Consider the following 23,337-nt stretch of genomic DNA (forward strand, 5'->3'; position numbering starts at 1 on the left):
GGTCCTTTTGAGGGATTCGTTAACCTGTCACACAAATCGCCTATTGCATCGCTTTCGGCGAGGATATGCTCATGCGCTACGCAATCTACTTCACACCCGAAAAAGACGACCCGCTGACGCGGGCCGCCGCACGCTGGCTCGGCCGGGACGCCTTTACGGGCCAGTCCATCGCGCCCGTGGAGGCAGGCCCCTTCTCTGCTGCGGAGATTTCCTTTCACACCGCAGCCGCGCGCCGCTACGGCTTCCATGCAACGTTGAAGGCCCCGTTCCATCTGGCGGAGGGTCAGAGCGAACAGAGCCTGATCGCCGCGCTGGCGGAATTCTGCGAGCGCACGGAGCCCGTGATCATTCCGCGTGCGGTTGTGCGTCGTCTCGACGGTTTCTTTGCGCTGGTGCCCGAGGACCGCTCCCCACGGCTGGATGCGCTGGCCGGCAACATCGTGGAGGCGTTCGAGCCCTTCCGCGCGCCGCTGACCCAGGAAGAGCTGGAGCGCCGCAACCCCGAGGGCCTGTCGCCCAGCCAGCTCAAGAACCTCTACAAATGGGGCTACCCCCACGTGTTTGAAGCATTCCGCTTCCACATGACGCTGACCGGCCGCGTGCCGCAGGCAGAAGCTGTCCGCATGGAGCGCGCCATAGACGCCTTCTTCGGGCCGCTTTTGTCGGAACCATTGGAAATCGGCTCGCTGGCGCTGTTCATCGAGCCTGAGCCGGGCGCACCCTTTCAGGTGAGATACTCCCACGCGCTCGGCTGGAACAAGACAAGAAAGACCGCCTGATAATGACGCAAGAACTGGTTTTAAGAAACGCCCGCATCGTGCTGCCCGATGAGGTGATCGAAGGCAGCGTGGTGATCCGCGACGGGCGCATCGTCGACATTGCCGCCGGCAATGCATCCATCGGCGAGGACATGGAAGGCGACTACCTGCTGCCGGGCCTTGTCGAGCTGCACACCGACCATCTGGAACGCCACTACGCCCCGCGCCCGAAAGTGCGCTGGAACCCCATCGCATCGGTGCTGGCGCATGACGCGCAGATCGCCGCTTCGGGCATCACCACCGTGTTTGACGCGCTGCGCATCGGCCTCGACGAGGACAGCAATCTCGGCGCGGATGAAATGCGCGAACTGGGCAACGCCATCGAGAACAGCGTGGAGGCCGGCCGCCTGCGCGCCGATCACTTCCTGCATCTGCGCTGCGAGGTTTCCGCACCCGATTGCCTGGAAGGGTTCGAGCTCTTCAAGAACGACAACCGCGTGAAACTCGCCTCGCTGATGGACCATTCGCCGGGCCAGCGTCAGTTCACCAGCATCGACACCTACAAAGTCTACTACATGAACAAGACGGGCATGACGGAAGAGGATTTCCGCGAGTTCTGCGAAAAGCGCGTTGCGCAGTCGCAGACCTATTCCAGCCGTCACCGCAACGCCATCTCCGACATCTGCCGCGAGCAGGGCATCATTCTGGCGAGCCATGACGACGCCACCATGGAGCATGTGGACGAGGCGGCGACGCAGGGCGTTCGCGTGGCCGAGTTCCCGACCACACAGGAAGCGGCAACCGCCTCGCGCGACGCCGGCATGCAGGTGCTGATGGGCGCGCCCAATGTGGTGCGCGGCGGCTCGCACTCCGGCAATGTCTCCGCCCGCAGCCTGGCCGAGGGCAACACGCTCGATATCCTGTCTTCCGACTACATTCCCTTCAGCCTCGTTCAGGCCGCTTTCGCGCTGGGCGAGACCGTGGACCACATCTCGCTGCCGCAGGCCGTTGCCATGGTTTCCAAGAACCCGGCAGAGGCCGTGGGTCTCGATGACCGCGGCATTCTCGAACAGGGCCGCCGCGGCGACGTGATCCGCGTGCGGGTGGACGAGCATGTTCCGATCGTGCGTTCGGTCTGGCGCGAGGGGGCGCGGGTGGCATGAGGGCATCGGCCACGCTGGAGCGTGTCATCGACGAGCAGGACGTCCCGATCCGCCATGGCGTATTCATCGCCGTCGCCGGTCCTTCGGGGGCCGGCAAGGACTCTGTGATGGACTATGCGCGCCAGCGGCTCGGGCCGCAGGACAGCGACGTGACCTTTGTGCGTCGTGTCATCACCCGTGAGATGGACGGCGCAGGCGAGGCCCATGACTGCCTGACGCGCGCCGATTTCGATGAAGCCGAGGCAAAGGGCGCATTCGCCGTGAGCTGGGAAGCGAACGGACTGAAATACGGCCTGCCGGCAAGCGTGGATGACATTGTGCGCGACGGGCATGTGGCCGTGGCCAACGTGTCGCGCGCCGTCATTCCGCTCCTGCGCGAGCGCTATGGCAATGTGGTCGCCGTGATCGTGACCGCCGCCCGCGACGTGCTGGCCGAGCGGCTTTCGAGCCGTGGCCGCGAAACCCGCGAAGAGGTTCTGGCGCGGCTCGAACGGGCGCACGCAAAGGAACTGACCGTCGAAGGCGCAACCGTGATCGACAATTCCGGCACGCTGGAAGAAGCGGGCGAGCGGTTTCAGGACGTTCTGCGCCGCGCTGCAGCCTGGAGCGCGGTAAGCGATTCCGTGTGAGGCTCCGCCCCCGTTTCGGATATGTGAGTAGATACTGAAAGCGCCTCTTGGCGCTTTCTCTGTTCTGGTTTAGTTCTAGTTTATCTTGGAACACCGGACGCACCCCATCGACGGCATTGCCGCCCCGTTTCTGCCAGCGCCCTTCAGCGCGTGGTTCGCCACGCGCGGGTGGCAGCCGCGCGCGCATCAGCTCGAACTTCTGGCGCGCACGCAGGCCGGTCGCTCCGCACTGCTGATCGCCCCCACCGGTGCGGGCAAGACGCTGGCCGGCTTTCTGCCCACCCTCACCGATCTCGCGGCGCGGCCGAAGCGCAAACCCGGCGCAGCGCGGCGTGGCGTGCACACGCTCTACATCTCGCCGCTCAAGGCGCTCGCCGTCGACATTCAGCGCAATCTGAACATGCCTGTGGCCGAGATGGAGCTGCCGGTAACGATGGAGACGCGCACTGGCGACACACCCACCCACAAGCGCCAGCGGCAGAAACACGCCCCGCCCGACATTCTGCTCACCACGCCCGAACAGCTCGCCCTTCTGATCGCCTCGCCCGATGCGGACAGGTTCTTCTCGGATTTGCGTTTCGTGGTGTTCGACGAATTGCACTCGCTGGTGATTTCCAAGCGCGGGCATCTGCTTTCGCTGGCGCTGGCCAGACTGCGCCGGATGCGGCCGGAGCTTCAGACCATCGGTCTTTCCGCGACGGTGGCCGAGCCCGATGAGCTGCGCCGGTGGCTCGTGCCGCAGGATACGGCCCGCGCCCTGTCCGATATCGTGACCGTGTCGGGTGGCGCAAAGCCGCACATCACCATTCTGGAGACGGAGGAGCGCGTGCCCTGGGCCGGGCACTCCGCGCTCTACGCCATTCCGAAGGTCTATGAGGCGATCAGGGCCCACCGCACCACGCTGCTCTTCGTCAACACACGCAGTCAGGCGGAGCTTCTGTTCCGCGAATTGTGGCGCGCCAACGATGACAATCTGCCCATTGCTCTGCACCACGGCTCACTCGATGTCGGCCAGCGGCGCAAGGTGGAAAAGGCGATGGAGACCAACAGTCTGCGGGCCATCGTCGCCACGTCGACGCTCGACCTCGGCATCGACTGGGGTGACGTGGATCTGGTCGTGCATGTGGGCGCGCCAAAGGGGGCGAGCCGGCTGGCGCAGCGCATCGGCCGCTCCAACCACCGCATGGACGAACCGAGCCGCGCCATTCTCGTGCCGGCAAACCGTTTCGAGGTGATGGAGTGCCGCGCCGCCCTTGAGGCGAACTATCTGGGTGCGCAGGACACGCCGCCACTGGTGGAAGGCGCGCTCGACGTGCTGGCGCAGCACGTTCTGGGCTCGGCCTGCGCCGCCCCCTTCGACGCCGACGTGCTTTATGGCGAAGTGGCGAGTGCAGCCCCCTATGCCGCGCTGGACCGGACAACCTTCGACCGCATCGTGGATTTCGTGGCAACCGGCGGCTACGCGCTCAAGACCTATGAGCGCTATGCCCGCATCCGCAAGACGAAAGACGGGCTGTGGCGCATCGCCAATCCGCGCATCGCCCAGCAATACCGGCTGAATGTCGGCACCATCGTGGAATCCCCCATGCTCAACATCCGCATGGTCAGGCGCGGCCGGGGCAACGCCTCGCGCGGCGGACCGGTGCTGGGCAAGGTGGAGGAATATTTCCTCGAAACGCTCACGCATGGCGACACCTTCCTTTTCTCGGGCCGGGTGCTGCGCTTCGAAGGCATTCGCGAGAATGAGTGCCTCGTCTCGGCGGGCGGCGGCGAGGATGCAAAAGTGCCCTATTACGCCGGCGGCAAGTTTCCGCTCTCCACCTACCTGGCGTCCGAAGTGCGGGCCATGCTGGCCGACCCGAAGCGCTGGAAGGCGCTGCCCGAACAGGTGGCCGAATGGCTTTCCATCCAGCGCGACAAGTCGATCCTCCCGCGCCGCGAAGACCTTCTGGTGGAGACCTTTCCGCGCGGCGAGCGCTTCTACATGGTGCTCTACCCGTTCGAGGGGCGGCTCGCGCACCAGACGCTTGGCATGCTTCTGACCCGCCGGCTGGAGCGGGCAGGCGCACACCCGCTCGGCTTCGTCGCCAATGATTACGCCATCGCCGTGTGGGGCCTGAACGACATGGCCGCCATGCTGAAGGACGGACGGCTGAGCCTCGCCGCGCTCATGGACGAGGACATGCTGGGCGACGATCTGGAAGCATGGATCGCCGACAGCTGGCTTTTGAAGCGCACCTTCCGCAATTGCGCGCTGATCTCGGGACTGGTCGAAAAGCGCCACCCCGGACAGGAGAAGACCGGCCGGCAGGTGACCGTTTCCGCCGACCTCATTTACGACGTTTTGCGGGCTCATGAGCCTGACCACATTCTGATGCAGGCCACCTGGGCAGACGCCGCGCAGGGCCTGCTTGATGTCAGGAGACTGGGGGAGATGCTGTCGCGCATTCGGGGTCGAATCGTGCATAAATCTCTCAGTCGCATTTCACCGCTGGCCGTGCCCATCATGCTCGAGATCGGCAAAGAGGCCGTGGCCGGCGACGCCAATGAGGCGCTGCTCGGCGAAGCCTCACGGCTTTCCGGCGAGGAATTGATGCAGGAGGCTCTTGAGGCATGAACAGCCTTGCACCCGCAACCGGGACAAGCACCGCACTGACGGTCCGCATCGCCGGACACGAGGCCGTGTGCGACTGGCGCGGCGTGCTGTTCTTCCCGCAGATGAGCCTCATGGTCGTCTCCGACCTGCATCTTGAGAAGGGCGCGGCCTACGCCCGGCGCGGGCGCATGCTGCCGCCCTACGACACCGCGGCCACACTGAAGAGGCTGGCAACAACGTTAGCCGACTACGATCCGGAGATTGTCATCAGCCTTGGCGACAGTTTTCACGACGATCACGGCGCGGCGCACATGCCCGGGCCTTTCCGCACGCGGCTGGTCGAACTCATCGGCGCGCGCGACTGGCACTGGATCGCCGGCAACCACGACCCTGCCCCGCCGCCGGACCTTCCCGGCCACTGCGCGCAGGAGATCGCCATCGACGGGCTGATCTTCCGTCATGAGCCGGCAAAGGGAAATGCCCGTGGCGAGATTGCCGGGCATCTGCATCCCGGCGCGCGCATCGTGCGCCGCGGCCGCTCGGTGCGGCGCGCATGCTTCGCCTCGGACGGTAGCCGGCTTATTATGCCCGCATTCGGCAGCCTGACCGGTTCACTGAACGTGCTCGACCGTCCTTTCGACGGCCTGTTCGCGCGCGAGCGGCTGGCCGCCTACATGCTGGGCCGGCAGGGCATTTACGCCATTGCAGGCAGCATGCTGCGCTGAAGCACAGCGCCGGAGCGCGCGCGCTCAGTCCTTGCGGAAGATGATCCGTCCCAGCCAGCCGGTGATGATGGCGATCAGCACGGCGGCGATGCCGTAGATCAGGCTGTTCTGATGGGCGAATTCGTAAAGCCGCTGCTCAAGACCCGCTTTGCGGATGGTTAGCTGGGCCGATGTCTCGCGCAGGAACACGCTGTTGCGGAACAGATAGGCGCGCGCCCTGTGCGTGCCGACTGCCACATTGGGGGCCAGCTTGAGGGACGCGCGGAACAGGCTTTGCGAGAGGAAGCGCACGCCGCCGGTCTGCGTCGAGTAGAGCCCGAGCGCTTCCTTGCGCTGAAGCAGCGCCTCGGTGAACTCCTCGATGGTTTTCGGATCGCCATCGGCCTTGAGCGGCTGGAAGTGCAGATTGTCCGCACCCAGCGCGAGCCTCTTGTATCCGTCGGGCGTGCTGATGTCCTGCGGCGCGCGGGTGAGCGCCATGGAATAGGATTCCGGCACATCGCGGAAGATGACCGATTCCGTGTTGATCCACATGCCCAGCACGCGTGTCTTCTTGCGCACCGTGACGGCGCGCGGCGGCCCTTCCAGAACCACCACGACATCGTAACGTCCCTGCCGCGCCACCAGCGGGTCGGCATTGTCGAGCGCGCCGAAAATGGTCAGCTCCGCGCCGCTGAAATCGGACGTGATCGACACCTGATCGGTGGAAAGGCCGATCTGGATGTTCTCGGGGATTTCGTCCTGCGCCCGCACCGGCAGGGCCGGCAGGAGCAGAAGAAGCGAGGTGGCGGCTGCCAGGAAACGCGCGCGCATGGCTCACATCGCTCCCGTGGACAGGCTGTAGACACTCTCCGGCTGTACGAACAGGTCGAAGCCGAGACGCAGCGCCACCGCCAGAACCAGAAGCGCCAGAAGCGCACGCAGCTGCTCGCCGCGCAGACGCTGCCCCACCCGCGCGCCATATTGTGCACCGGCCACGCCGCCGACCATCAGCAGGAAGGCAAGCACGACATCGACGCTCTGGTTCGCCGTGGAGTGAATGATGGTGGTGAAGGCCGCCACGAAGATGATCTGGAACAGGGATGTGCCGATCACGACATTGGTCGGCACTTTGAGCAGATAGATCAGCGCCGGCACCATGATGAACCCGCCGCCGACACCCATGATCGACGCCAGGAAGCCAATGAACGCACCAAGCACCACCACGGGAATGACGCTGACAAACAGCTTCGACGCGCGAAAACGCATCTTGAGCGGCAGACGGTGAATCCAGTTGTGCTGGCCGGGCTTTCTGAGCGTGGCCGTCTGGCCACCGCGCGAACGCCGGATGGCGCGCACGCTCTCCATCAGCATCAGGCCGCCAACGACGCCCAGAAACACCACATAGAGCAGCGAAACGATGAGATCGAGCTGGCCCAGCCGGCGCAGATAGGCGAACACGAACGCGCCGATGGACGCGCCGACAATGCCGCCGGCGAGCAGGACAGTGCCCAGTTTGACATCAAGAGACTTGCGCTTGAAATGCGCCAGCGCGCCCGAGAAGGACGACGCAATCACCTGATTGGCGCCGGTGGCGACAGCGATCGCAGGCGGGATGTTGTAGAAGATCAAGAGCGGCGTGATAAGAAACCCGCCGCCAACCCCGAACATGCCGGACAGAAAGCCCACCGCGCCGCCCATGGCAAGCAGCACGAAAACGTTGACGGACATTTCGGCGATTGGGAGATAAATACCCACCCGCGGCACCCGAATAATTGTTTGCCCGGCAGCGGCGCCGGACGAGGTGTGGAAGCATTAATGCGTGCTTCCGTTCTGCGCCCTACCGCCCGCGAAGTCAAACCGGGAGGTGGCAGAAACCGGAAAAGTTTGAACGGCTTGCCACACAAAGATGACGTGCGTCCTCCGGGACACACATCAACCTGCCGGCAAACGATGCCGTGACAGCTTACTGAGCGCTTACAGCCGCTTCATTCTTCTCCAGAAGGGCACGCACCAGCGCCTCATCGACCTGCCCCGTCGGGTTCAGGCCATTGGCCTTCTGGAACTGCGTGATCGCGGCCTTTGTCTTGGCGCCCATGATGCCGTCAGGCGTGCCCGCATCAAAGCCTTCCTTGTTCAGGATAAGCTGGATGTTGGTGATCGCCTTGGTCATGTCGACGCTCGCCGTGAGCTCGCGGCTTTCACGCCAGGATTCCGGAATATCGACCAGATTGACCGCCGGATCGATCTTCTTGACCTTCCAGAGCGCCGTCTTGTTTTCTGCCTGTTTCAGCTGCCCGGGCGACAGCGCAGCGGCGATTTCGTCGCGCTTGGCGGCTGCATCCCTGTCACCGCCCTGGGCAACGATGGCGAACCATTTGTAGGCTTCCGTCAGGTCCTGCTGTATGCCCATGCCCTTGGCCGAAAGGATGCCCAGATTGAACTGGCTGTCCTTCACGCCATGCTCGGCAGCTTCAATGAACCAGCGGGCGGCGGACTTGTTGTCGGCCGGGCCATCCGCACCCATGGCGAACAGCACACCGAGATTGTGCATGGCGCTGGCATTGCCCTGCTGGGCTGCAAGCTGGAACCACATCTTCGCCTTGGCGGCGTCACGGTCCACGCCATTGCCCTTCTGGTAGAGGTCGCCCAGCCGATACTGAGCCGGCGCAAAACCTGCTTCGGCTGCCTTGGTGTACCATTCAGCGGCCTTCGTCAGATCGGCCTGCGTGCCACGACCTTCCGCGTAGCGGCTGCCGATCTCGAACAGCGCCTTGGGGTCGCCCTCGGCTGCGGCCTCGCGAAGCGGCACCGGACCGGCATCCACCGGAACCGTGTCCAGCGAAATGGGCTTGGGTGCTTCAGGGGCAACATCTTCCGGAATGCTGACGGTCTCGTTGCCCGTCAGGGTTTCCTCAAACTTGCCAACCGGCTCGTCCAGCGGCGCGTCCATTTCGGGCATGGAGGCCAGCGTGTCGACGACGCCATCCGTGGCCTGCTCTTCGGCAGCAGCAACCCTGGCCGGTTCTTCATCCAGCACGCGCACCTTGCGCTCGACCGGGGCAGGCTCGGCCTGCGCCATCACCGGCGCAGGCTCTGCGCTGGTGGTCTCATTGGTCATCTGCGTCGGAATGGCGGTGGAATTCGCAAGATAGGTCTTTCCGACCTGATAGCCGCCCGCCGCGACGATGCCCGCGCCGAGCATCACCACCAGAGGCTTCTTGCTCCGCTTCAGAAAACGTTTGATCCCGAAGCCGCCGGTATCTTCCGCAGCATCGCCCTGACGCTTTTTCAGGATCTCGGCCTCGGCCGCAGCCGCCTGCGCCGCACGGCGCGCCGCCGCGATGAAATCCGACTTGGCCGCATCATCCGTTTCCGGACGGACGGTCGCTTTCTTTTCGTCACGAACACGACGCAGGATCGCATTCAGGTCCGGCGCGCCGGAACCCGGTTCCAGCGGCTCATTGATGCGGTCGTCATCCAGATCGATGGCTTCAAGGCTGGCGTCCAGTTCGGCGGGTGCCTCGTTCTCGACCTCATTCCGGGGCTCGTCGCGCTGCTGACGGTCACGACGGCTTCCAAGAGCGCGCGTCAGCCCGCCCAGAAGCGATGATTTGCCGGGGGCCTTTTCCGTTTCCTGCGCATCCTCGTCCAGCGCAGCGCGCGCGGCGGCAGCTGCCGCTTCGGCGGGCGAGCGCTTCGGCATCGCCTCTTCCGCAGCGCGTGCAGAAACCGGAGACACGTCATTGCCGGGATCGATGGAAGGAGCGGCAGCGACCGGAATTTTTGCCGGCTCTGCCTGCACAGCCACGCCCTCGCCAGCAGTTCCTTCGACAGCGCCAAGCCGGTCCACGATCTTGAGCAGCGTGTCATGGATCGCGCCGAACGTCTTGGTGTTGCGCTCGTCGGACTTGCGGGTCAGCGCTTCGAGCGCCTTCAGTTCTTCGCGCAGTTCACGGTCGAAATTGCTGTCGAAATTCTGCGTGTCGCCCAGCGCGCCGATTGCCTGCTCGGCTGCCTGCCGTGCGGCTTCGACCACCGAAGCGCGGTTTTCCTGGATGGAGCGTTCGATGTTCTCCAGGCGGGGCCCAAGATCCTCGAACTCCGGCAGGTCCGCCGTCGGGCGGGAGAAATGTTCGGAGAGGCTGCGCACCTGCGCCTCGAGATTGTGGATCACCTCCGGATCGATGGACGATACCTGCGACGAAGACGTCTGCAGGCGACCGGAAATGTCATCAAGCCGCATCTCGAGGGCGCGCAGAGCCTCGTTGCCCGGCGCTTCACGTGTGCTCGTGTCGAGCCGCGCCGCCAGTTCGTTGAACCGGGCGTCGATGGTCGCCATGAGATCGGCCTCGTTGCGCACGGGCTCGCTGCTGCTGCGCTCGTCGATGCGGGCGGCAATGTCCTGCAGCCGATGCTCGAGATCGTGAACCAGGGACCGGCCCTGCTCTGCGGCGTCGCCATGGCGCTGTTCGATCATCTGCGACAAATGCGCGAACCGGTCTTCAATGCCGCGCAGCATGTGCTCGGGGATCTGCGGCTCCGGTGCGTTGTCCAGCTTGTGCGCGATGCCGGCAATCTGGCTGGCCAACCGCTCAACCGTCTGCTCCGGCATGTCGATACGCGCAGCGATCTCGTCCACGCGCTGCGACAGCGAATACATCTGCTCGCTGAGATGCCCGACAGCCTCGCCACCCGGGCGCTCGTTCAGAAGCTCGCCCACCTGATTTGCCAGCGAAGAGATGCGCGCCTCAATGCGCTCGAAGGGCTGCGGGTCAAACGAAGCAGCCTGCGTTTTCGGCATGGTCGCAGCAATCGCGCGGCTGATCTCGTCAAGCCGCTCATCGATGGCGGCATAGAGTTCGGGATTGTCCTGCTGCTTGCGCTCAAGAAGCTGATCCAGCGCGCCTGCGAGCGTGCGGACACGATCCTCCAGAGACTGAAGCGACAGCGATTCCGGCAGGCTGTTCACCGCATGCGCGATCTGCTCGATCCGCTGGTGCAGCATGTCGATGGCGGGGCCGCTGCGGCTCAGATCGCTGGAAACGCGGTCTTCGAATGCGCTCCACCTGTCGTCGAAAGCATCCCAGCGCTGATCCACGGCGCGCAGCGTTTCTTCACGCGCGAGACTGGAAATGGAAGACTTCAGCTCTTCCATCTCGAGCCGCAGCATCTTGACGTTTCTGTCGTCACCGCGCTCGGCGAGATGGGCAATGGCGTTGGACAGGCGTTCGAATTCGACAACCAGCTCGCTGCTGAGCGCGCTGTTGGGAACGGAGGCCATGATGCCTGCCAGCTCCTTGCGTAGCGCGCCGAACTCGTCGCTGATGCCCGAACGCATCACGTCGCGCAGATCCCTGCGCAGCGTCTTGAGTTCTTCGGCAATGTTGCCGATCGAATTGAACTCGCGTTCCTGACGGCGGGAGCGCTCAAGCTCATGCGCCGCGTGTTCGAGCGAGGCGCGCGAAGCCGGCTCCTGCCGGGGCGCGGGCATGCGGCCAGCCGGTCGTACATAGGAATGCGAGACCGTTTCCGACAGCTCCTGGATTCGCCGGGCGACGTCATTTTCATCCACCTGCTGGTCGAAACGCCCGGTCGCTTTTCCAAGGCGGTTTTCCAGGTGGTCCAGCGTCCGACTGATCTCGTCAAGCGACGCATCTGTCCCGGGCCGCCGCCGGCGACCGGCATTGATATTTTCCAGATAGGAACGCTTATTGTTCATCGGAACGCCCGCCTCTCCACCGTGTACCGGTTGGCCGTCGAGATTTCTTGCCACGCGGGACTTTCAGCCTTGAAATGCCGGAAGGCAGAAAACAAACACTGTTAAGACACCCACGGTCAGCAGCGGACCTCGAAGCGAATGCAAACAAGCACCGTGTGCTGACGGTTCACATTTCGCTGATCGTGGTAAACACGGAGTTAACAATCCTTACCGAAGGTTAAGTCTTCGGTGAGGAATCCCGTAAAAAGATTGTTGGCAAGCCGATCACATTTTGCGCTGCGGCCCTTGTAATGCCGCATTCTGCACCGCATAAGCGCGCCCTTTAGAGCGTGTCTGGGCGGCACAATTTTGCCACTGGCGAAAACCTAACGTCAGACATGCCCATCCCGGTCCCCCCGCCGGAGCGCACATCAGTACGGAACAGTGATCATGACGAACATTGCAGTGGCAGTCGAAAAGACGGCCGAGGGAAATGATTTTCCTGAACAGTCCCCAGAGCATGCCCCGGAACACGCCGGAGAACACGCCGGAGAATACACCCGCATCGGCGAGATGGCTCGGGAGTTTGGCGTAACCCTGCGCGCCCTGCGCTTTTATGAAGACAAGGGCCTTTTGAGGCCGGAGCGCGCCGGCACGACCCGCCTTTATTCCCGCACGGACAAGCTGCGCCTGCAGCACATCCTGCTCGGCCGGAAAATCGGCTTCTCGCTGAACGACATCAAGGAAGTGCTCGACCTGCACGAGCCGGATGGCGGAAACGTGAAGCAGCTTCAGCTTGTTCTGAAGAAGTCGGAACGCCAGATGGTGCGGCTTGAAAAGCAGCGCACTTCCATTGATGACGCGATCAATGAGCTGAAGACCCTGATCGGCGAGGTCTCGACCCGCCTGGACGGTGCATCGCCCCTGCGCGACGCAGGCTGACCACCTCCGCCAGCTACCCCTCTTTCCTTCCGGTTCATCACAAGACCCCGCGCGGACACGCACCGCGCGGGGTCTTGTCGTGCGCTGCGTCGTTTTTGACGTTTACGCAAACGTCAAAATTTGTTAGAGCGACTGTAACGCTGCGCGAATGGCCTCTTCGCGCCTTTGTTACGAGAGCTGGAGGATTCTCATGCCAACCTATCAGGCGCCCGTGCGCGACACGCTGTTCGTGCTGAACGATGTTCTGGGCTATGGCAATCACGACAATCTGCCGGGCTTCGCCGACGCCTCGCCCGACATTGTCGAGGCGATTCTCAGCGAAGGCGCGAAACTGGCTGAGAACGTCATACAGCCGCTCAACCGCATCGGCGACATGGAAGGCTGCACCCGTCATGCCGACGGTTCGGTGACGACGCCCAAGGGCTTCGACGGCGCCTATCGTCAGTATTGCGAGGGCGGCTGGCTTGGCCTTTCCGTGCCAGCGGAATATGGCGGTCAGGGCCTGCCCTACACGGTGCACACGGCGGTGAGCGAGTACCTCGTCTCGGCCAATATGGCGCTGATGATGTATCCCGGCCTCACACAGGGCGCCATCGCCGCGATCCTCGCGCATGGCACCGATGAGCAGAAGCAGAAATGGCTGCCGAAAATGGTGGAAGGCACCTGGACCGGCACCATGAACCTGACGGAGCCCCATTGCGGCACCGATCTCGGCCTTCTGAACTCCAAGGCCGTGCCGAACGGCGACGGCAGCTACCGGATTTCCGGCCAGAAGATCTTCATCTCGGCCGGCGAGCACGACATGGCCGAGAACATCATCCATCTGGTGCTTGCACGCATTGAGGGCGCGCCGGCGGGCGTGAAGGGCATCTCGCTCTTCATCGTGCCGAAGGTGATGGTCGATGACGAAGGCGCGCTGGGCGATGGCAATGCCGTTTCCTGCGGGGCAATCGAAGAGAAGATGGGCATCCACGGCAACGCCACCTGCGTCATGAATTATGACGAAGCCACCGGCTATCTTCTGGGTGAGGAGAATGGCGGCCTGAAAGCCATGTTCACGATGATGAACGAGGCGCGCCTTGGCGTCGGCCTGCAAGGCCATGCCATCGGCGAAGCCGCCTATCAGGGCGCGGTCGAATATGCCCGCGAGCGCCTGCAGGGCCGCGCGCTGACCGGGCCGAAAGCACCGGAGAAGAAGGCCGATCCGATCATCGTTCACCCGGATGTGCGCCGCAACCTGATGACCATCCGCGCCTTCAACGAGGCCGGCCGCGCGCTGATCCTCTGGACCGCGCTGAAATCCGATGTCGCCCATCTCTCCGAAGACGACAAGGAACGCGAGACGGCGTCCGACCACATGGCGCTGATGACGCCGGTGGTGAAAGGCGTGCTCACCGACAAGGGTTTCGAGCATGCGGTGATGGCGCAGCAGATGTTTGGCGGCCACGGCTACATCGAAGAGCATGGCATGAGCCAGTTCGTGCGCGATGCCCGCATCGCCATGATCTATGAGGGCGCGAACGGCATCCAGGCGCTCGACCTCGTGGGACGCAAGCTGCCCGCCAATGGCGGTCGCGCCGTGCAGGCCTTCTTCAAGGAAGTGGGCGATTTCTGCGAAGCGCACCGCGAAGACGAGACCATGGCCCCCTTCACCAAGGCGCTCAAGAAGGGCCTCAACGATCTGCAGGCCGCATCACTCTGGCTGATGCAGAACGCCGTTCAGAAGCCCGACAATGCGGGCGCTGCCTCCCATGATTACATGCACCTGATGGGCCTCGTGGCGCTCGGCTACATGTGGGGCCGCATGGTCAGGACGGCGCAGGAGCAGCTTGCCGCCGGGGCAAATGGCGACGCCGCCTTCCTCGAAGCCAAGATCACCACCGGACGCTACTTCATGGAGCGCGTCATGCCCGAAACCGCCGCGCATCTTGCGCGCCTTTCGAGCGGTGCGGACACCATGATGGCGCTTCCGGAAGAGGCGTTTTGACTGGCGTAACGGCCACACCCGTTCTAGCTTGCACGTGCCAGCGTGCAAGCCGGTCCCTGAGGAAGCGCGACGTGTCAGACCCGCAGCCCGACTTTGACCATCTCCGGCCCGCCGGCCCGCAGCGCACCTGAAGCGCCGAACAGATCCCGGGGCTGGCGATTGCCAGCCCTCTTTGAACCAATTGCACGACCCCGCGTTGGGTCCATAAAGCAGGGAGACCGATATGGCTGACGCTTATGTATATGACGCCGTGCGCACGCCGCGCGGACGCGGCAAGAAGGACGGTTCGCTGCACGAGGTGCCCGCCGTGCGCCTTGGCGCAAAAGTTCTTGAAGCCGTGCGCGACCGCAACGGCCTCGACACCGCAAAAGTGGACGACATCATTTTCGGCTGCGTCGATCCGGTCGGCGAAGCCGGTTCCGTGATCCCGCGCTCGGCTGCCTTCGAGGCGCGCTACGCGAACGCGGCTCCGGGCATCCAGATCTCGCGCTTCTGCGCGTCGGGCCTCGACGCAATCAATCTGGGCGCGGCCAAGATTGCCGGCGGCTCCGACGAGATCGTCATTGCCGGCGGCGTGGAAAGCATGTCGCGCGTCGGCATGGGCATGTCCGGTGGCGCATGGTTCATGGACCCGTCCGTCGGCATTCCCTCCTATTTCATGCCGCAGGGCGTGTCTGCCGACCTGATCGCCACGAAATACGGCTTTTCCCGCGACGACGTGGACGCCTATGCGGTGGAAAGCCAGAAGCGCGCCAAGCACTCCTGGGACAAGGGTTATTTCAAGAAATCCGTGATCCCGGTGGAAGACCAGAACGGCCTGACCATTCTCGATCACGACGAGCACATGCGCCCCGGCACCGACATGCAGGCGCTTGGCCAGCTCAACCCCTCCTTCGTGATGCCGGGTGAAATGGGCGGTTTCGACGCCGTCGCCGTGCAGCGTTATCCGGAGCTTGAGAGCATCAACCACGTCCACCACGCCGGCAATTCGTCGGGCATCGTCGATGGCGCGGCCGCAGTGCTGCTCGGTTCGCGCAAGGCCGGCAAGTCCATGGGGCTGGAGCCGCGCGCCAAAATTCGCGCCTTCACCAATATCGGCTCCGAGCCAGCGATCATGCTGACCGGCCCGGTCGACGTGACGGAGAAGCTTCTGAAGAAAGCCCGGATGAAGCTTTCGGACATCGACCTGTTCGAGCTGAACGAGGCCTTCGCCTCGGTGGTGCTGCGCTACATGCAGGCTTTCGAGATCGACCACGACCGGATCAATGTGAATGGCGGCGCAATCGCCATGGGCCACCCGCTCGGCGCAACCGGCGCGATGATCTTCGGCACGGTTCTCGACGAGCTGGAGCGCCGCAACCTGAACACGGCGCTTGTCACGCTGTGCATCGGCGCGGGCATGGGCACCGCAACCATCATCGAACGCGTTTGAGCTGTCGGGGAGAGATCAGACCATGACCGACTACAAGAACTTTACCGTTGACGTGGACGCAGACGGCGTCGCGCTCGTCACCTGGGACATGCCGGACCGCTCCATGAACGTCTTCACCGAAGAGGTGATGAACGAGCTGGATGCGATCATCGATCACGTTGCCGGCAGCGATGCGATCAAGGGCGCTGTCATCACCTCCGGCAAGGAGACCTTCTCCGGCGGCGCGGACCTGACCATGCTGCAGAAGATGCTCGGCCTGTTCGAGAAGGAAAAGGCAAACGACCGCAAGAAGGCGGTCAAGCTGCTGTTCGACAATGCCGGCCGCATGGGCTGGCTCTGGCGCAAGCTTGAAACCTCCGGCAAGCCCTGTGTCTCGGCCATCAACGGTACCTGCATGGGCGGTGCGTTCGAGCTGTCGCTCGCCTGCCATGGCCGTGTCGCAGCCGACAGCCCGGCAGTGAAGATGGCGCTTCCGGAAGTGAAAGTGGGCATTTTCCCCGGCGCGGGCGGCACCCAGCGCGTGCCGCGTCTGGCCAAGCCGCAGGAAGCCCTGCAGATGCTCACCACCGGCCAGACGCTGACGCCGCAGAAGGCGAAGGCCATGGGGCTGATCCACGAGATCGCCGCGCCGAAGAAACTGGTCGAGACCGCGAAGAAGATGATCCTCGACGGCCTCAGCCCGGTTCAGCCATGGGACGAGAAGGGCTTCAAACTGCCCGGCGGCCCCGTCTACTCGGCGGCGGGCGCGAATCTCTGGCCGCCGGCAATCGCCATTCTGCGCCGCGAGACCTACAACAACTACCCGGCAGCAGCCGCGATCCTGAAATGCGTCTATGAGGGCATGCTGGTGCCCTTCGAGACGGCGCTGACCATCGAGCAGCGCTATTTCACCGAGATCATGCAGACGACCGAAGCGAAGATGATGATCCGCTCGCTCTTCGTCTCGCTGCAGGAACTCAACAAGGGCGCGCGCCGCCCCGACGACGTGCCGGTCAGGAAGTTCAAAAAGATCGGCGTTCTGGGCGCAGGCTTCATGGGCGCGGGCATCGCCTTCGTCACGGCCAAAGCCGGCATTCCGGTCGTTCTGATCGACCGCGACACGGCGTCCGCCGAAAAGGGCAAGGCGCATTCCGCCGAGCTGATGGACAAGAGCATCAAGCGCGGCCGCGCCACCGCCGAGGACAAGGAAAAGCTCCTCTCGCTCATCACCCCGAGCGAGGATTATGCGGAGCTTGAAGGCTGCGATCTGGTGATCGAGGCCGTGTTCGAGGATTCGGAGATCAAGAAGGCGGCGACGGAGAAGGCCGAGGCCGTTCTGAAGCCGTCGGCCGTGTTCGCCTCCAACACCTCGACCATTCCGATCTCCGGCCTGGCGAAAAACTCCAAACGCCCGAAGAACTTCATCGGCATCCACTTCTTCTCGCCCGTCGACAAGATGATGCTGGTCGAGATCATCATGGGCAGGAAGACCGGCGACAAGGCGCTTGCCATGGCGATGGACTATGTGCGCGCCATCAAGAAGACGCCCATCGTGGTCAACGACACGCGCGGCTTCTACGTCAATCGCTGCGTCCTGCGCTACATGCAGGAGGCCTTCTCCATGGTCATCGAAGGCGTTCCCGCCCCGATGGTGGAGAATGCGGCGAAGATGGCCGGCATGCCGGTCGGCCCGCTTGCGCTCACCGATGAAACGGCTGTCGACCTCGCCCAGAAGATCATGAAGCAGACCGTGCGTGATCTTGGCCCCAAGGCCGTCGATCCGCGCCACATGGAGCTGATCGACACGCTGGTCGACAAGCATGGCCGCCTTGGCCGCAAGAATGGCAAGGGCTTCTATGACTATCCGGCAAAGCCCGCGAAGAAGCATCTGTGGGCCGGCCTGAAGGATCTCTATCCGCAGAAGAACCCGGACAAGATCGACGTCGAGGAATTGCAGGAGCGCTTCCTCGCCACGATCGCGCTGGAAGCGGCCCGGATCATGGAAGAAGGCATTGTCGTCGATCCGCGCGAGGCGGATGTCGGCTCCATTCTCGCCTTCGGCTTCGCGCCCTACACGGGCGGCGCCCTCTCCTATATCGACGGGATGGGAGCAGAAGCCTTCGTCGCCATGACCAAGCGCCTTCAGAAGAAATACGGCAAGCAGTTCAAGGCCCCGAAACTCCTTCTGGACATGGCCGGGAGCGGCGAGACTTTCTACCAGCGCTTCGCGCCCGAAAAGGCGGCGGAGAAGAAGGCCGCCTGAAGCCCGCCGGCTGAAATGAACAACACCGTCCCGGGCGTGCTCCGCATCCGGGACGGTGAACAGGTCAACGCCCCAAAATCGCGGTTTCCCCAAAGCGGCTTAAGCGCTCCGATTTGTTGTTTTTGGCAGATCCGAACTGAAAACCGGCTCCCGCTTTTTCTGGAATTGCTCTAGGGTCAGGACCTATAAATATGGCCGCAATGGTCGGCCTGATTTGTGCGGATACGCGAAGCAAGACCGCAGGAAGACTTCACGTCTTTCAAGGGCTTGCGACAAAGTAGCAGTGCAAATCAGGCCGATCCGAAGGACGTTCGATAGACCGGCGACCTGCCGCGTCAAACCCCTTGACCGGGGGAAGACCCCGCTCTGCGGGCTTTTCCTGGCATCTCTTGGTCTATCGAACGCCATTGCGGCCATATTTATAGGTCCTGACCCTAGGACAAGCACCGACCGCAACACCAACCTCCCCGGGATAGAAAATCATGTATGTCTGGATGCGTCTTCTTCGCGTGGCCGCCACACGCAAGAGCCGGGGCGTCTATCGGCTGGGCGACGAGAGCAAGCTTTCCTTCCGCTGCCTGCCCACCGACATCGACATGAACATCCACCTGAACAACGCCCGCTACATGATGCTGGCGGATATGGGGCGGATCGACATCTTCCTGCGCAGCGGACTGGTCGCCGCAGCCCGCAAGCGCGGCTGGGCTCCCTTGCTCGGCGGCCTGCAGACGGCCTATGTGCGCGAGGTGCGCTTATGGCAGCGCTTCGAAGTCGTCTCCACCATCGAAACATGGGAAGACACGCAGATCATCGGCCAGCACCGTTTCGTGCTGGATGACGGGCGCGTTGCCGCCATGGTGCTGACCACGGGCGGGGTCTACGACAAGCGCGGCAAACGCTTCGTGCCGGTCGACGAGTTGATGCGCACACTCGGCCACGATGGCGCGCCGCGTGCGCCCAATGCGGAAGAGAAAGCCTTCATCGCCTCGCATCAGGGCCTGCGCGCTCGCGCAAAAGTGTTGTCCTCACACCTTTAAGTCGCCAGACCGCATCGCTACTCTCCGGCCACCAACATGCACCGGAGACATCGATGACAGCGACCGTCGACTATTACTTCACTTCCGCTTCGCCCTTCACCTATCTCGGCCACCAGGCTCTGCGCACCGTGCTTTCCAAGCACGGCGCGGATGTGCGCGTGAAGCCGATCAACCTGATGGGTGTCTGGGAGATCTCCGGCGCGGTTCCCCCGCCCAGGCGCCCCCCGGTGCGCCAGCGCCAGCGGCTGGTGGAGATCCAGCGCATCGCCGATTTTCGCGGCCTGCCGATCAACAAGACGCCCAAACACTGGCCCGTCGATCCGGAGCTTTCCGACCGTGTGATCGCAGCACTAGCGGCAGAGGGCCATGATCCGCTGAGCTATATGGAGCGCGTCTTCGCCACCGTGTGGGCCAATGAGGAAAACATTGCCGACCCGGACACGCTGACCAGATATCTGGAACTGGAGAAGTTCGACGCCGCGTCCATTCTGGAGAAGGCGCAAAGCGAGGCGATTGCCGAAATCCGCGCGCAGAACACCAGGGACGCCGTAGAGGCCGACGCGGTGGGCGTGCCCACCTTTGTGCTGAACGGCGAGGCCTTCTTCGGGCAGGACCGCGTCGAGTATCTCGACCATGCACTTGCGACAGGCCGTCAGCCGATCACGCCGTAAGCCTCAGCCTGTCTCACCCTCGGCCAGCGGCACGTCGATGCCCGCAAGTTCCGCAGCGGTGAGACGCGCCGCCCCCGCCCGCGCAAAGCGCAGCATCATCGCCTTGCGGGTGGCGGCGGCAAGGCGGTGCTCGTCCGGCTCGCGCAGGATCTCCGCGCCATAACCGTCCGACAGGATGAAACCGCATTCCTCGGGAAAAATCTCCGCCGGCACTTCCGGGTGGGTGGCGAAGAAGAAGCGGTCGGAGTGCAGGCGATAATCCGGCCATTTCCGGTCCACCCGAAAATCCTCCACCGACGACTTGATCTCGATGATCCAGATGTCGCCCTTCTTCGTCAGCGCCACGAGATCGGCGCGCCGGCCGGTGGCGAGCGTCAGCTCCGGCAGAACAACGGCGCCCATGGTGATGAGCAGGCGTTGCACGCCCCGGCGAATGACCATGGCGCGTTCCGACTGGCGACCATCGGCCAGCGGGTTGACGGGAATCGGTGAAATGATCGGCATGGAAATATTATGCCATCAACGGTGAGCCGCTTGAAGCGTCACTGCGCCCCGGCAATATCGTCCAGGATCGGACAATCGGGCCGGTTGTCGCCATGGCAGGCATTGATGAGTTTGCTCAGCGTGGCGCGCATGGCCTGCAGTTCCGCAATTTTCTCGTCGATTGCCACCACATGCGAAATGGCGATGCCGCGCACATCGTGGCTCGCCCGGTGCTTGTCGCGGTAAAGCGTCATCAGCTGGCGGCATTCCTCGATGGCGAAGCCGAGACCGCGCGCGCGCTTCAGAAAGGTCAGGAAGTGCAGGTCTTCATCGCTGTAATCGCGGTAACCGTTTCCGGCCCGCGCCGGCGAAACAAGGCCGATTTCTTCGTAATAGCGAATCGTCTTTGCCGGTAGGCCCGAACGACGGGCCGCCTCGCCAACGTTCATGACACGTCTCCTGAACTTCCACGCTTGCTGAATTCCGCCATCTGAAACTGGGGATTGTGTTGCGCGTTTGCAATATCACGCGGCAATAACGGGATTACGCAACGTAAGACGCATCCAAATCTTGTCATTTCATTAACCAGGAATTTAAGAATGATGGTCAAAGTGCGGCGCAATTCAGGCACACTTAACAAATTGGGGGACCGGGGGAACATATGAGATTCAAATCAATCGTCGTGGCTGCGGCACTGGGACTTGCAACCGCTCTTGCCGGGTGCACGACGGGTGGGCCTCTCAAGGTGTTCACCTCCGACTACGGTACGGTGAAGGATGCGGGCTACCAGCTGCCGCGCATTCCGATCAGCCAGGTTCCGCGAAAATATCATCGCCAGATCGTCTCCTACGAGACGAAGGAAAAGCCCGGCACGATCATCGTCGATACCAAGGACAAGTACCTCTATCTGGTGCAGGAAAACGGCAAGGCCATGCGCTACGGCATCGGCGTTGGCCGCGAAGGTTTTGAGTGGTCCGGCACGGCGCGCGTTGCGATGAAGCGCGAATGGCCCACCTGGACCCCGCCCGCAGCCATGATCGGCCGTCAGCCCGAGCTGGCGAAATGGCGCGGCGGCATGCCGCCCGGCCTGTCCAACCCGCTTGGCGCGCGCGCGCTCTATCTCTTCAACCGCAGCGGCGACACGGGCTATCGCCTGCACGGCACGCCGGAATGGCGCTCGATCGGCAAGGCAATGTCTTCCGGCTGCATCAGAATGATGAACCAGGACATCATCGACCTTTACAACCGTACCGAAATTGGTGCTAAAGTAATCGTTAAGCGGTAGTAACCGTCTCAGCAACAGGGGTCGGCCTTGGTCGACCCTGAAAAAAACCGGGCCTCAGAGCCCGGTTTTTTCGTATCTCTCCATCCTTAGCGCTTCGGATGCACAAAGGGCGCTCCAGCCGAATGACGACTTCCTTCTCCCCGCACGCGGGGAGAAGGTCCCGGCAGGGGGATGAGGGGCTGACGCCGCGTATGAAAATCCCGCCATGTTGTGGGTTCGCGCAAGCTGGCGCTCGCCCCTCATCCTCACCTTCTCCCCGCACGCGGGGAGAAGGGGGCCTCGAAGACGGTGCCCGCAATTGCGCAAGAACATTGAATAAGGCGTTTTCGCTATTGAATCCAAACATCGTGCGAAAAAGAGAGCGCCAAGGAGGGGTCAGACGACCTGTTCGACCTCCCGGACTTCCGGCACGAAGTGGTGCAGAAGGTTCTGGATGCCGTGCTTCAGCGTCGCCGTGGAAGACGGACAACCGGCGCAGGCACCCTTCATGTGCAGGAAGACCGTGCCCTTCTCATAACCGCGGAAGGTGATGTCGCCGCCATCCTGCGCCACAGCCGGACGCACACGCGTCTCCAGAAGCTCCTTGATGGTGGAGACGATGGCCTCGTCGGCCTCGTCGTAGAACTCGCCATCCTCGGAGGCAGGCAGGCCTGGACCGCCCGTGGCCATGACCGGCTGGCCCGACATGAAATGCTCCATGATCGTGCCGAGAATGGCCGGCTTCAGATGCTGCCAGTCGGGACCGTCTTCCTTCGTGACCGTAATGAAGTCGTAGCCGTAGAACACGCCCGTCACGCCGGGCACGGCAAAGAGGCGCTCTGCCAGAGGCGATGCCTCTGCGGCCGTTTCCGCCTGACGGAAATCGGCGGTGCCTTCTTCAAGAACAACACGGCCAGGCAGGAATTTCAGCGTCGCGGGATTGGGAGTCGCTTCGGTCTGAATGAACATTGTAACTTTCCGATCTGGCGTTTCTTGGAATAATTCTAAAATAAGCAGAAAGCCTGCCGCATTCAAGCATGCATGTGGCCAGACCGCCCTGCGCCATGCCGACGCAGAAAAGACGACCCGAACCACTGGGGAAGCATCGGAACAGCCGAAAACGGGGGCCGCTTTCGGTCCGGCGCTCCGGAGCACATATGGGAAGCGCCCCGCCCCTATGCCAGGCTTTCGATTTCCTCGTCGCTCAGATTCTGCGGCACGACCGTGACGGGAATCGGGAACGCGGCCGTTTTTCCGGCGATGGAGGAGACGAGCGGACCCGGCCCTTCCTTGGAGCTGCCGGCGGCCAGAACCAGGATCGCAATGTCCTGATCCTCTTCGATCAGCTTGTGGATCTCGTCGGCCGATGCGCCTTCACGCACCACCAGTTCCGGCTCGATGCCGACCGTTTCGCGCACCTTGGTGGCGTGGGTGTCGAGCGCGGCGTTTGCCGTCGCGGTCGATTCTTCCCGCATGATCTGCTCGACGCCGAGCCAGTGCTGAAAATCGCCCGGCTCGATCACGAAGAGAAGGACGAGCGCGCCGCTGGTGGCCTGGGCGCGCCGCGCCGCATAGGCCACGGCCCGTTCGCATTCGGGAGTGTCATCGATGATGGCAAGGAACTTGCGGCGGTGCCCTGCCTCGCGGATCAGTCGCTTAGAGACCATTCACACGTCCTGTGTTGCAGGCGAGTGCCCCGCCCCATTCCGCGCAATCTGCCATCGCGAA

Annotated in this window: 19 protein-coding genes; 12 read left to right on the plus strand and 7 right to left on the minus strand. The window is 63.2% G+C overall.

From position 1 onward, the window contains the following. Window positions 1-71 precede the first annotated feature (71 nt). From JYP46_RS16205 to pdeM, 5 genes are all read left to right on the plus strand, one after another. Window positions 72-779: a DUF1045 domain-containing protein gene (locus tag JYP46_RS16205; RefSeq protein ID WP_206548701.1), complete on the plus strand. Its 708-nt coding sequence runs from the start codon at window positions 72-74 to the stop codon at window positions 777-779. Between the two features lie 2 nt (window positions 780-781). Further along, on the plus strand, window positions 782-1,921 hold the full coding sequence (locus JYP46_RS16210) for an alpha-D-ribose 1-methylphosphonate 5-triphosphate diphosphatase (protein ID WP_206548702.1): 1,140 nt from the start codon (window positions 782-784) through the stop codon (window positions 1,919-1,921). Continuing rightward, a complete protein-coding gene (gene phnN, locus JYP46_RS16215) occupies window positions 1,918-2,550 on the plus strand; it encodes a phosphonate metabolism protein/1,5-bisphosphokinase (PRPP-forming) PhnN (protein WP_206544474.1) in 633 nt (210 codons plus the stop codon). Before JYP46_RS16210 ends, phnN begins: the two co-directional genes overlap by 4 nt. A gap of 85 nt (window positions 2,551-2,635) precedes the next feature. After that, window positions 2,636-5,167 (plus strand): ligase-associated DNA damage response DEXH box helicase, encoded by a 2,532-nt coding sequence (locus tag JYP46_RS16220; protein ID WP_206548703.1) that lies wholly within the window; start codon window positions 2,636-2,638, stop codon window positions 5,165-5,167. Next, window positions 5,164-5,871, plus strand: coding sequence for a ligase-associated DNA damage response endonuclease PdeM (gene pdeM / locus JYP46_RS16225; RefSeq protein ID WP_206548704.1), 708 nt, complete (start codon window positions 5,164-5,166; stop codon window positions 5,869-5,871). Before JYP46_RS16220 ends, pdeM begins: the two co-directional genes overlap by 4 nt. 24 nt (window positions 5,872-5,895) lie before the next feature. On the opposite strand, the gene JYP46_RS16230 is transcribed toward pdeM, so the two are convergent. From JYP46_RS16230 to JYP46_RS16240, 3 genes are all read right to left on the minus strand, one after another. Beyond that, complete coding sequence (locus tag JYP46_RS16230) at window positions 5,896-6,684, minus strand: TIGR02186 family protein (RefSeq protein ID WP_113153967.1); 789 nt, start codon at window positions 6,682-6,684, stop codon at window positions 5,896-5,898. Between the two features lie 3 nt (window positions 6,685-6,687). Beyond that, a complete protein-coding gene (locus JYP46_RS16235; protein WP_113156140.1) occupies window positions 6,688-7,608 on the minus strand; it encodes a sulfite exporter TauE/SafE family protein in 921 nt (306 codons plus the stop codon). Window positions 7,609-7,816: 208 nt separating this feature from the next. Next, window positions 7,817-11,572 carry a peptidoglycan-binding protein gene (locus tag JYP46_RS16240; protein ID WP_206548705.1) on the minus strand — a complete coding sequence of 1,252 codons (3,756 nt, stop codon included), beginning with the start codon at window positions 11,570-11,572 and terminating at the stop codon, window positions 7,817-7,819. A 429-nt stretch (window positions 11,573-12,001) separates the two neighbouring features. On the opposite strand from JYP46_RS16240, the gene JYP46_RS16245 reads away from it, so the two are divergent. The 6 genes from JYP46_RS16245 to JYP46_RS16270 all read left to right on the plus strand — a co-directional run bounded on the left by JYP46_RS16245 (window position 12,002) and on the right by JYP46_RS16270 (window position 19,862). Next, window positions 12,002-12,493, plus strand: coding sequence for a MerR family transcriptional regulator (locus JYP46_RS16245; RefSeq protein WP_206548706.1), 492 nt, complete (start codon window positions 12,002-12,004; stop codon window positions 12,491-12,493). Window positions 12,494-12,683: 190 nt separating this feature from the next. Next, window positions 12,684-14,480, plus strand: a complete 1,797-nt coding sequence (locus JYP46_RS16250) for an acyl-CoA dehydrogenase C-terminal domain-containing protein (protein WP_113153964.1) — start codon at window positions 12,684-12,686, stop codon at window positions 14,478-14,480. A gap of 223 nt (window positions 14,481-14,703) precedes the next feature. Further along, window positions 14,704-15,912 (plus strand): acetyl-CoA C-acetyltransferase, encoded by a 1,209-nt coding sequence (locus tag JYP46_RS16255; protein WP_113153963.1) that lies wholly within the window; start codon window positions 14,704-14,706, stop codon window positions 15,910-15,912. A gap of 22 nt (window positions 15,913-15,934) precedes the next feature. After that, a complete protein-coding gene (locus JYP46_RS16260) occupies window positions 15,935-18,154 on the plus strand; it encodes a 3-hydroxyacyl-CoA dehydrogenase NAD-binding domain-containing protein (RefSeq protein WP_206548707.1) in 2,220 nt (739 codons plus the stop codon). 482 nt (window positions 18,155-18,636) lie between these two features. Next, window positions 18,637-19,191: a thioesterase family protein gene (locus JYP46_RS16265; RefSeq protein WP_113153961.1), complete on the plus strand. Its 555-nt coding sequence runs from the start codon at window positions 18,637-18,639 to the stop codon at window positions 19,189-19,191. A 53-nt stretch (window positions 19,192-19,244) separates the two neighbouring features. After that, entirely contained in the window at window positions 19,245-19,862 is a 618-nt protein-coding gene (locus JYP46_RS16270; RefSeq protein ID WP_206548708.1) for a 2-hydroxychromene-2-carboxylate isomerase, read from the plus strand. A 3-nt stretch (window positions 19,863-19,865) separates the two neighbouring features. Here the strand turns inward: JYP46_RS16270 and JYP46_RS16275 are convergent, their stop codons facing one another. Then, window positions 19,866-20,366 (minus strand): MmcB family DNA repair protein, encoded by a 501-nt coding sequence (locus JYP46_RS16275; RefSeq protein ID WP_113153959.1) that lies wholly within the window; start codon window positions 20,364-20,366, stop codon window positions 19,866-19,868. A gap of 38 nt (window positions 20,367-20,404) precedes the next feature. Continuing rightward, a complete protein-coding gene (cueR, locus tag JYP46_RS16280; protein WP_113153958.1) occupies window positions 20,405-20,794 on the minus strand; it encodes a Cu(I)-responsive transcriptional regulator in 390 nt (129 codons plus the stop codon). A 212-nt stretch (window positions 20,795-21,006) separates the two neighbouring features. Between cueR and JYP46_RS16285 the strand changes: the two genes are divergently transcribed. Continuing rightward, window positions 21,007-21,630 carry a L,D-transpeptidase gene (locus tag JYP46_RS16285; RefSeq protein WP_113153957.1) on the plus strand — a complete coding sequence of 208 codons (624 nt, stop codon included), beginning with the start codon at window positions 21,007-21,009 and terminating at the stop codon, window positions 21,628-21,630. A gap of 375 nt (window positions 21,631-22,005) precedes the next feature. Here the strand turns inward: JYP46_RS16285 and JYP46_RS16290 are convergent, their stop codons facing one another. Together JYP46_RS16290 and JYP46_RS16295 are read right to left on the minus strand one after the other, a co-directional pair. Next, window positions 22,006-22,578 (minus strand): NifU family protein, encoded by a 573-nt coding sequence (locus JYP46_RS16290; protein ID WP_113153956.1) that lies wholly within the window; start codon window positions 22,576-22,578, stop codon window positions 22,006-22,008. A 206-nt stretch (window positions 22,579-22,784) separates the two neighbouring features. After that, window positions 22,785-23,276, minus strand: a complete 492-nt coding sequence (locus JYP46_RS16295; RefSeq protein ID WP_113153955.1) for a universal stress protein — start codon at window positions 23,274-23,276, stop codon at window positions 22,785-22,787. Between the last annotated feature and the right edge of the window lie 61 nt (window positions 23,277-23,337).

Source organism: Nitratireductor aquimarinus (genome assembly GCF_017255295.1).
GTDB lineage: Bacteria > Pseudomonadota > Alphaproteobacteria > Rhizobiales > Rhizobiaceae > Nitratireductor > Nitratireductor aquimarinus.

Coding starts and splice junctions, on each gene's coding strand:
- JYP46_RS16205 (WP_206548701.1), top strand. CDS start 72: ATGCGCTACGCAATCTACTTCACACCCGAAAAAGACGACCCGCTGACG.
- JYP46_RS16210 (WP_206548702.1), top strand. CDS start 782: ATGACGCAAGAACTGGTTTTAAGAAACGCCCGCATCGTGCTGCCCGAT.
- phnN (WP_206544474.1), top strand. CDS start 1,918: ATGAGGGCATCGGCCACGCTGGAGCGTGTCATCGACGAGCAGGACGTC.
- pdeM (WP_206548704.1), top strand. CDS start 5,164: ATGAACAGCCTTGCACCCGCAACCGGGACAAGCACCGCACTGACGGTC.
- JYP46_RS16230 (WP_113153967.1), bottom strand. CDS start 6,684: ATGCGCGCGCGTTTCCTGGCAGCCGCCACCTCGCTTCTTCTGCTCCTG.
- JYP46_RS16240 (WP_206548705.1), bottom strand. CDS start 11,572: ATGAACAATAAGCGTTCCTATCTGGAAAATATCAATGCCGGTCGCCGG.
- JYP46_RS16245 (WP_206548706.1), top strand. CDS start 12,002: ATGACGAACATTGCAGTGGCAGTCGAAAAGACGGCCGAGGGAAATGAT.
- JYP46_RS16250 (WP_113153964.1), top strand. CDS start 12,684: ATGCCAACCTATCAGGCGCCCGTGCGCGACACGCTGTTCGTGCTGAAC.
- JYP46_RS16255 (WP_113153963.1), top strand. CDS start 14,704: ATGGCTGACGCTTATGTATATGACGCCGTGCGCACGCCGCGCGGACGC.
- JYP46_RS16260 (WP_206548707.1), top strand. CDS start 15,935: ATGACCGACTACAAGAACTTTACCGTTGACGTGGACGCAGACGGCGTC.
- JYP46_RS16265 (WP_113153961.1), top strand. CDS start 18,637: ATGTATGTCTGGATGCGTCTTCTTCGCGTGGCCGCCACACGCAAGAGC.
- JYP46_RS16270 (WP_206548708.1), top strand. CDS start 19,245: ATGACAGCGACCGTCGACTATTACTTCACTTCCGCTTCGCCCTTCACC.
- JYP46_RS16275 (WP_113153959.1), bottom strand. CDS start 20,366: ATGCCGATCATTTCACCGATTCCCGTCAACCCGCTGGCCGATGGTCGC.
- cueR (WP_113153958.1), bottom strand. CDS start 20,794: ATGAACGTTGGCGAGGCGGCCCGTCGTTCGGGCCTACCGGCAAAGACG.
- JYP46_RS16285 (WP_113153957.1), top strand. CDS start 21,007: ATGAGATTCAAATCAATCGTCGTGGCTGCGGCACTGGGACTTGCAACC.
- JYP46_RS16290 (WP_113153956.1), bottom strand. CDS start 22,578: ATGTTCATTCAGACCGAAGCGACTCCCAATCCCGCGACGCTGAAATTC.
- JYP46_RS16295 (WP_113153955.1), bottom strand. CDS start 23,276: ATGGTCTCTAAGCGACTGATCCGCGAGGCAGGGCACCGCCGCAAGTTC.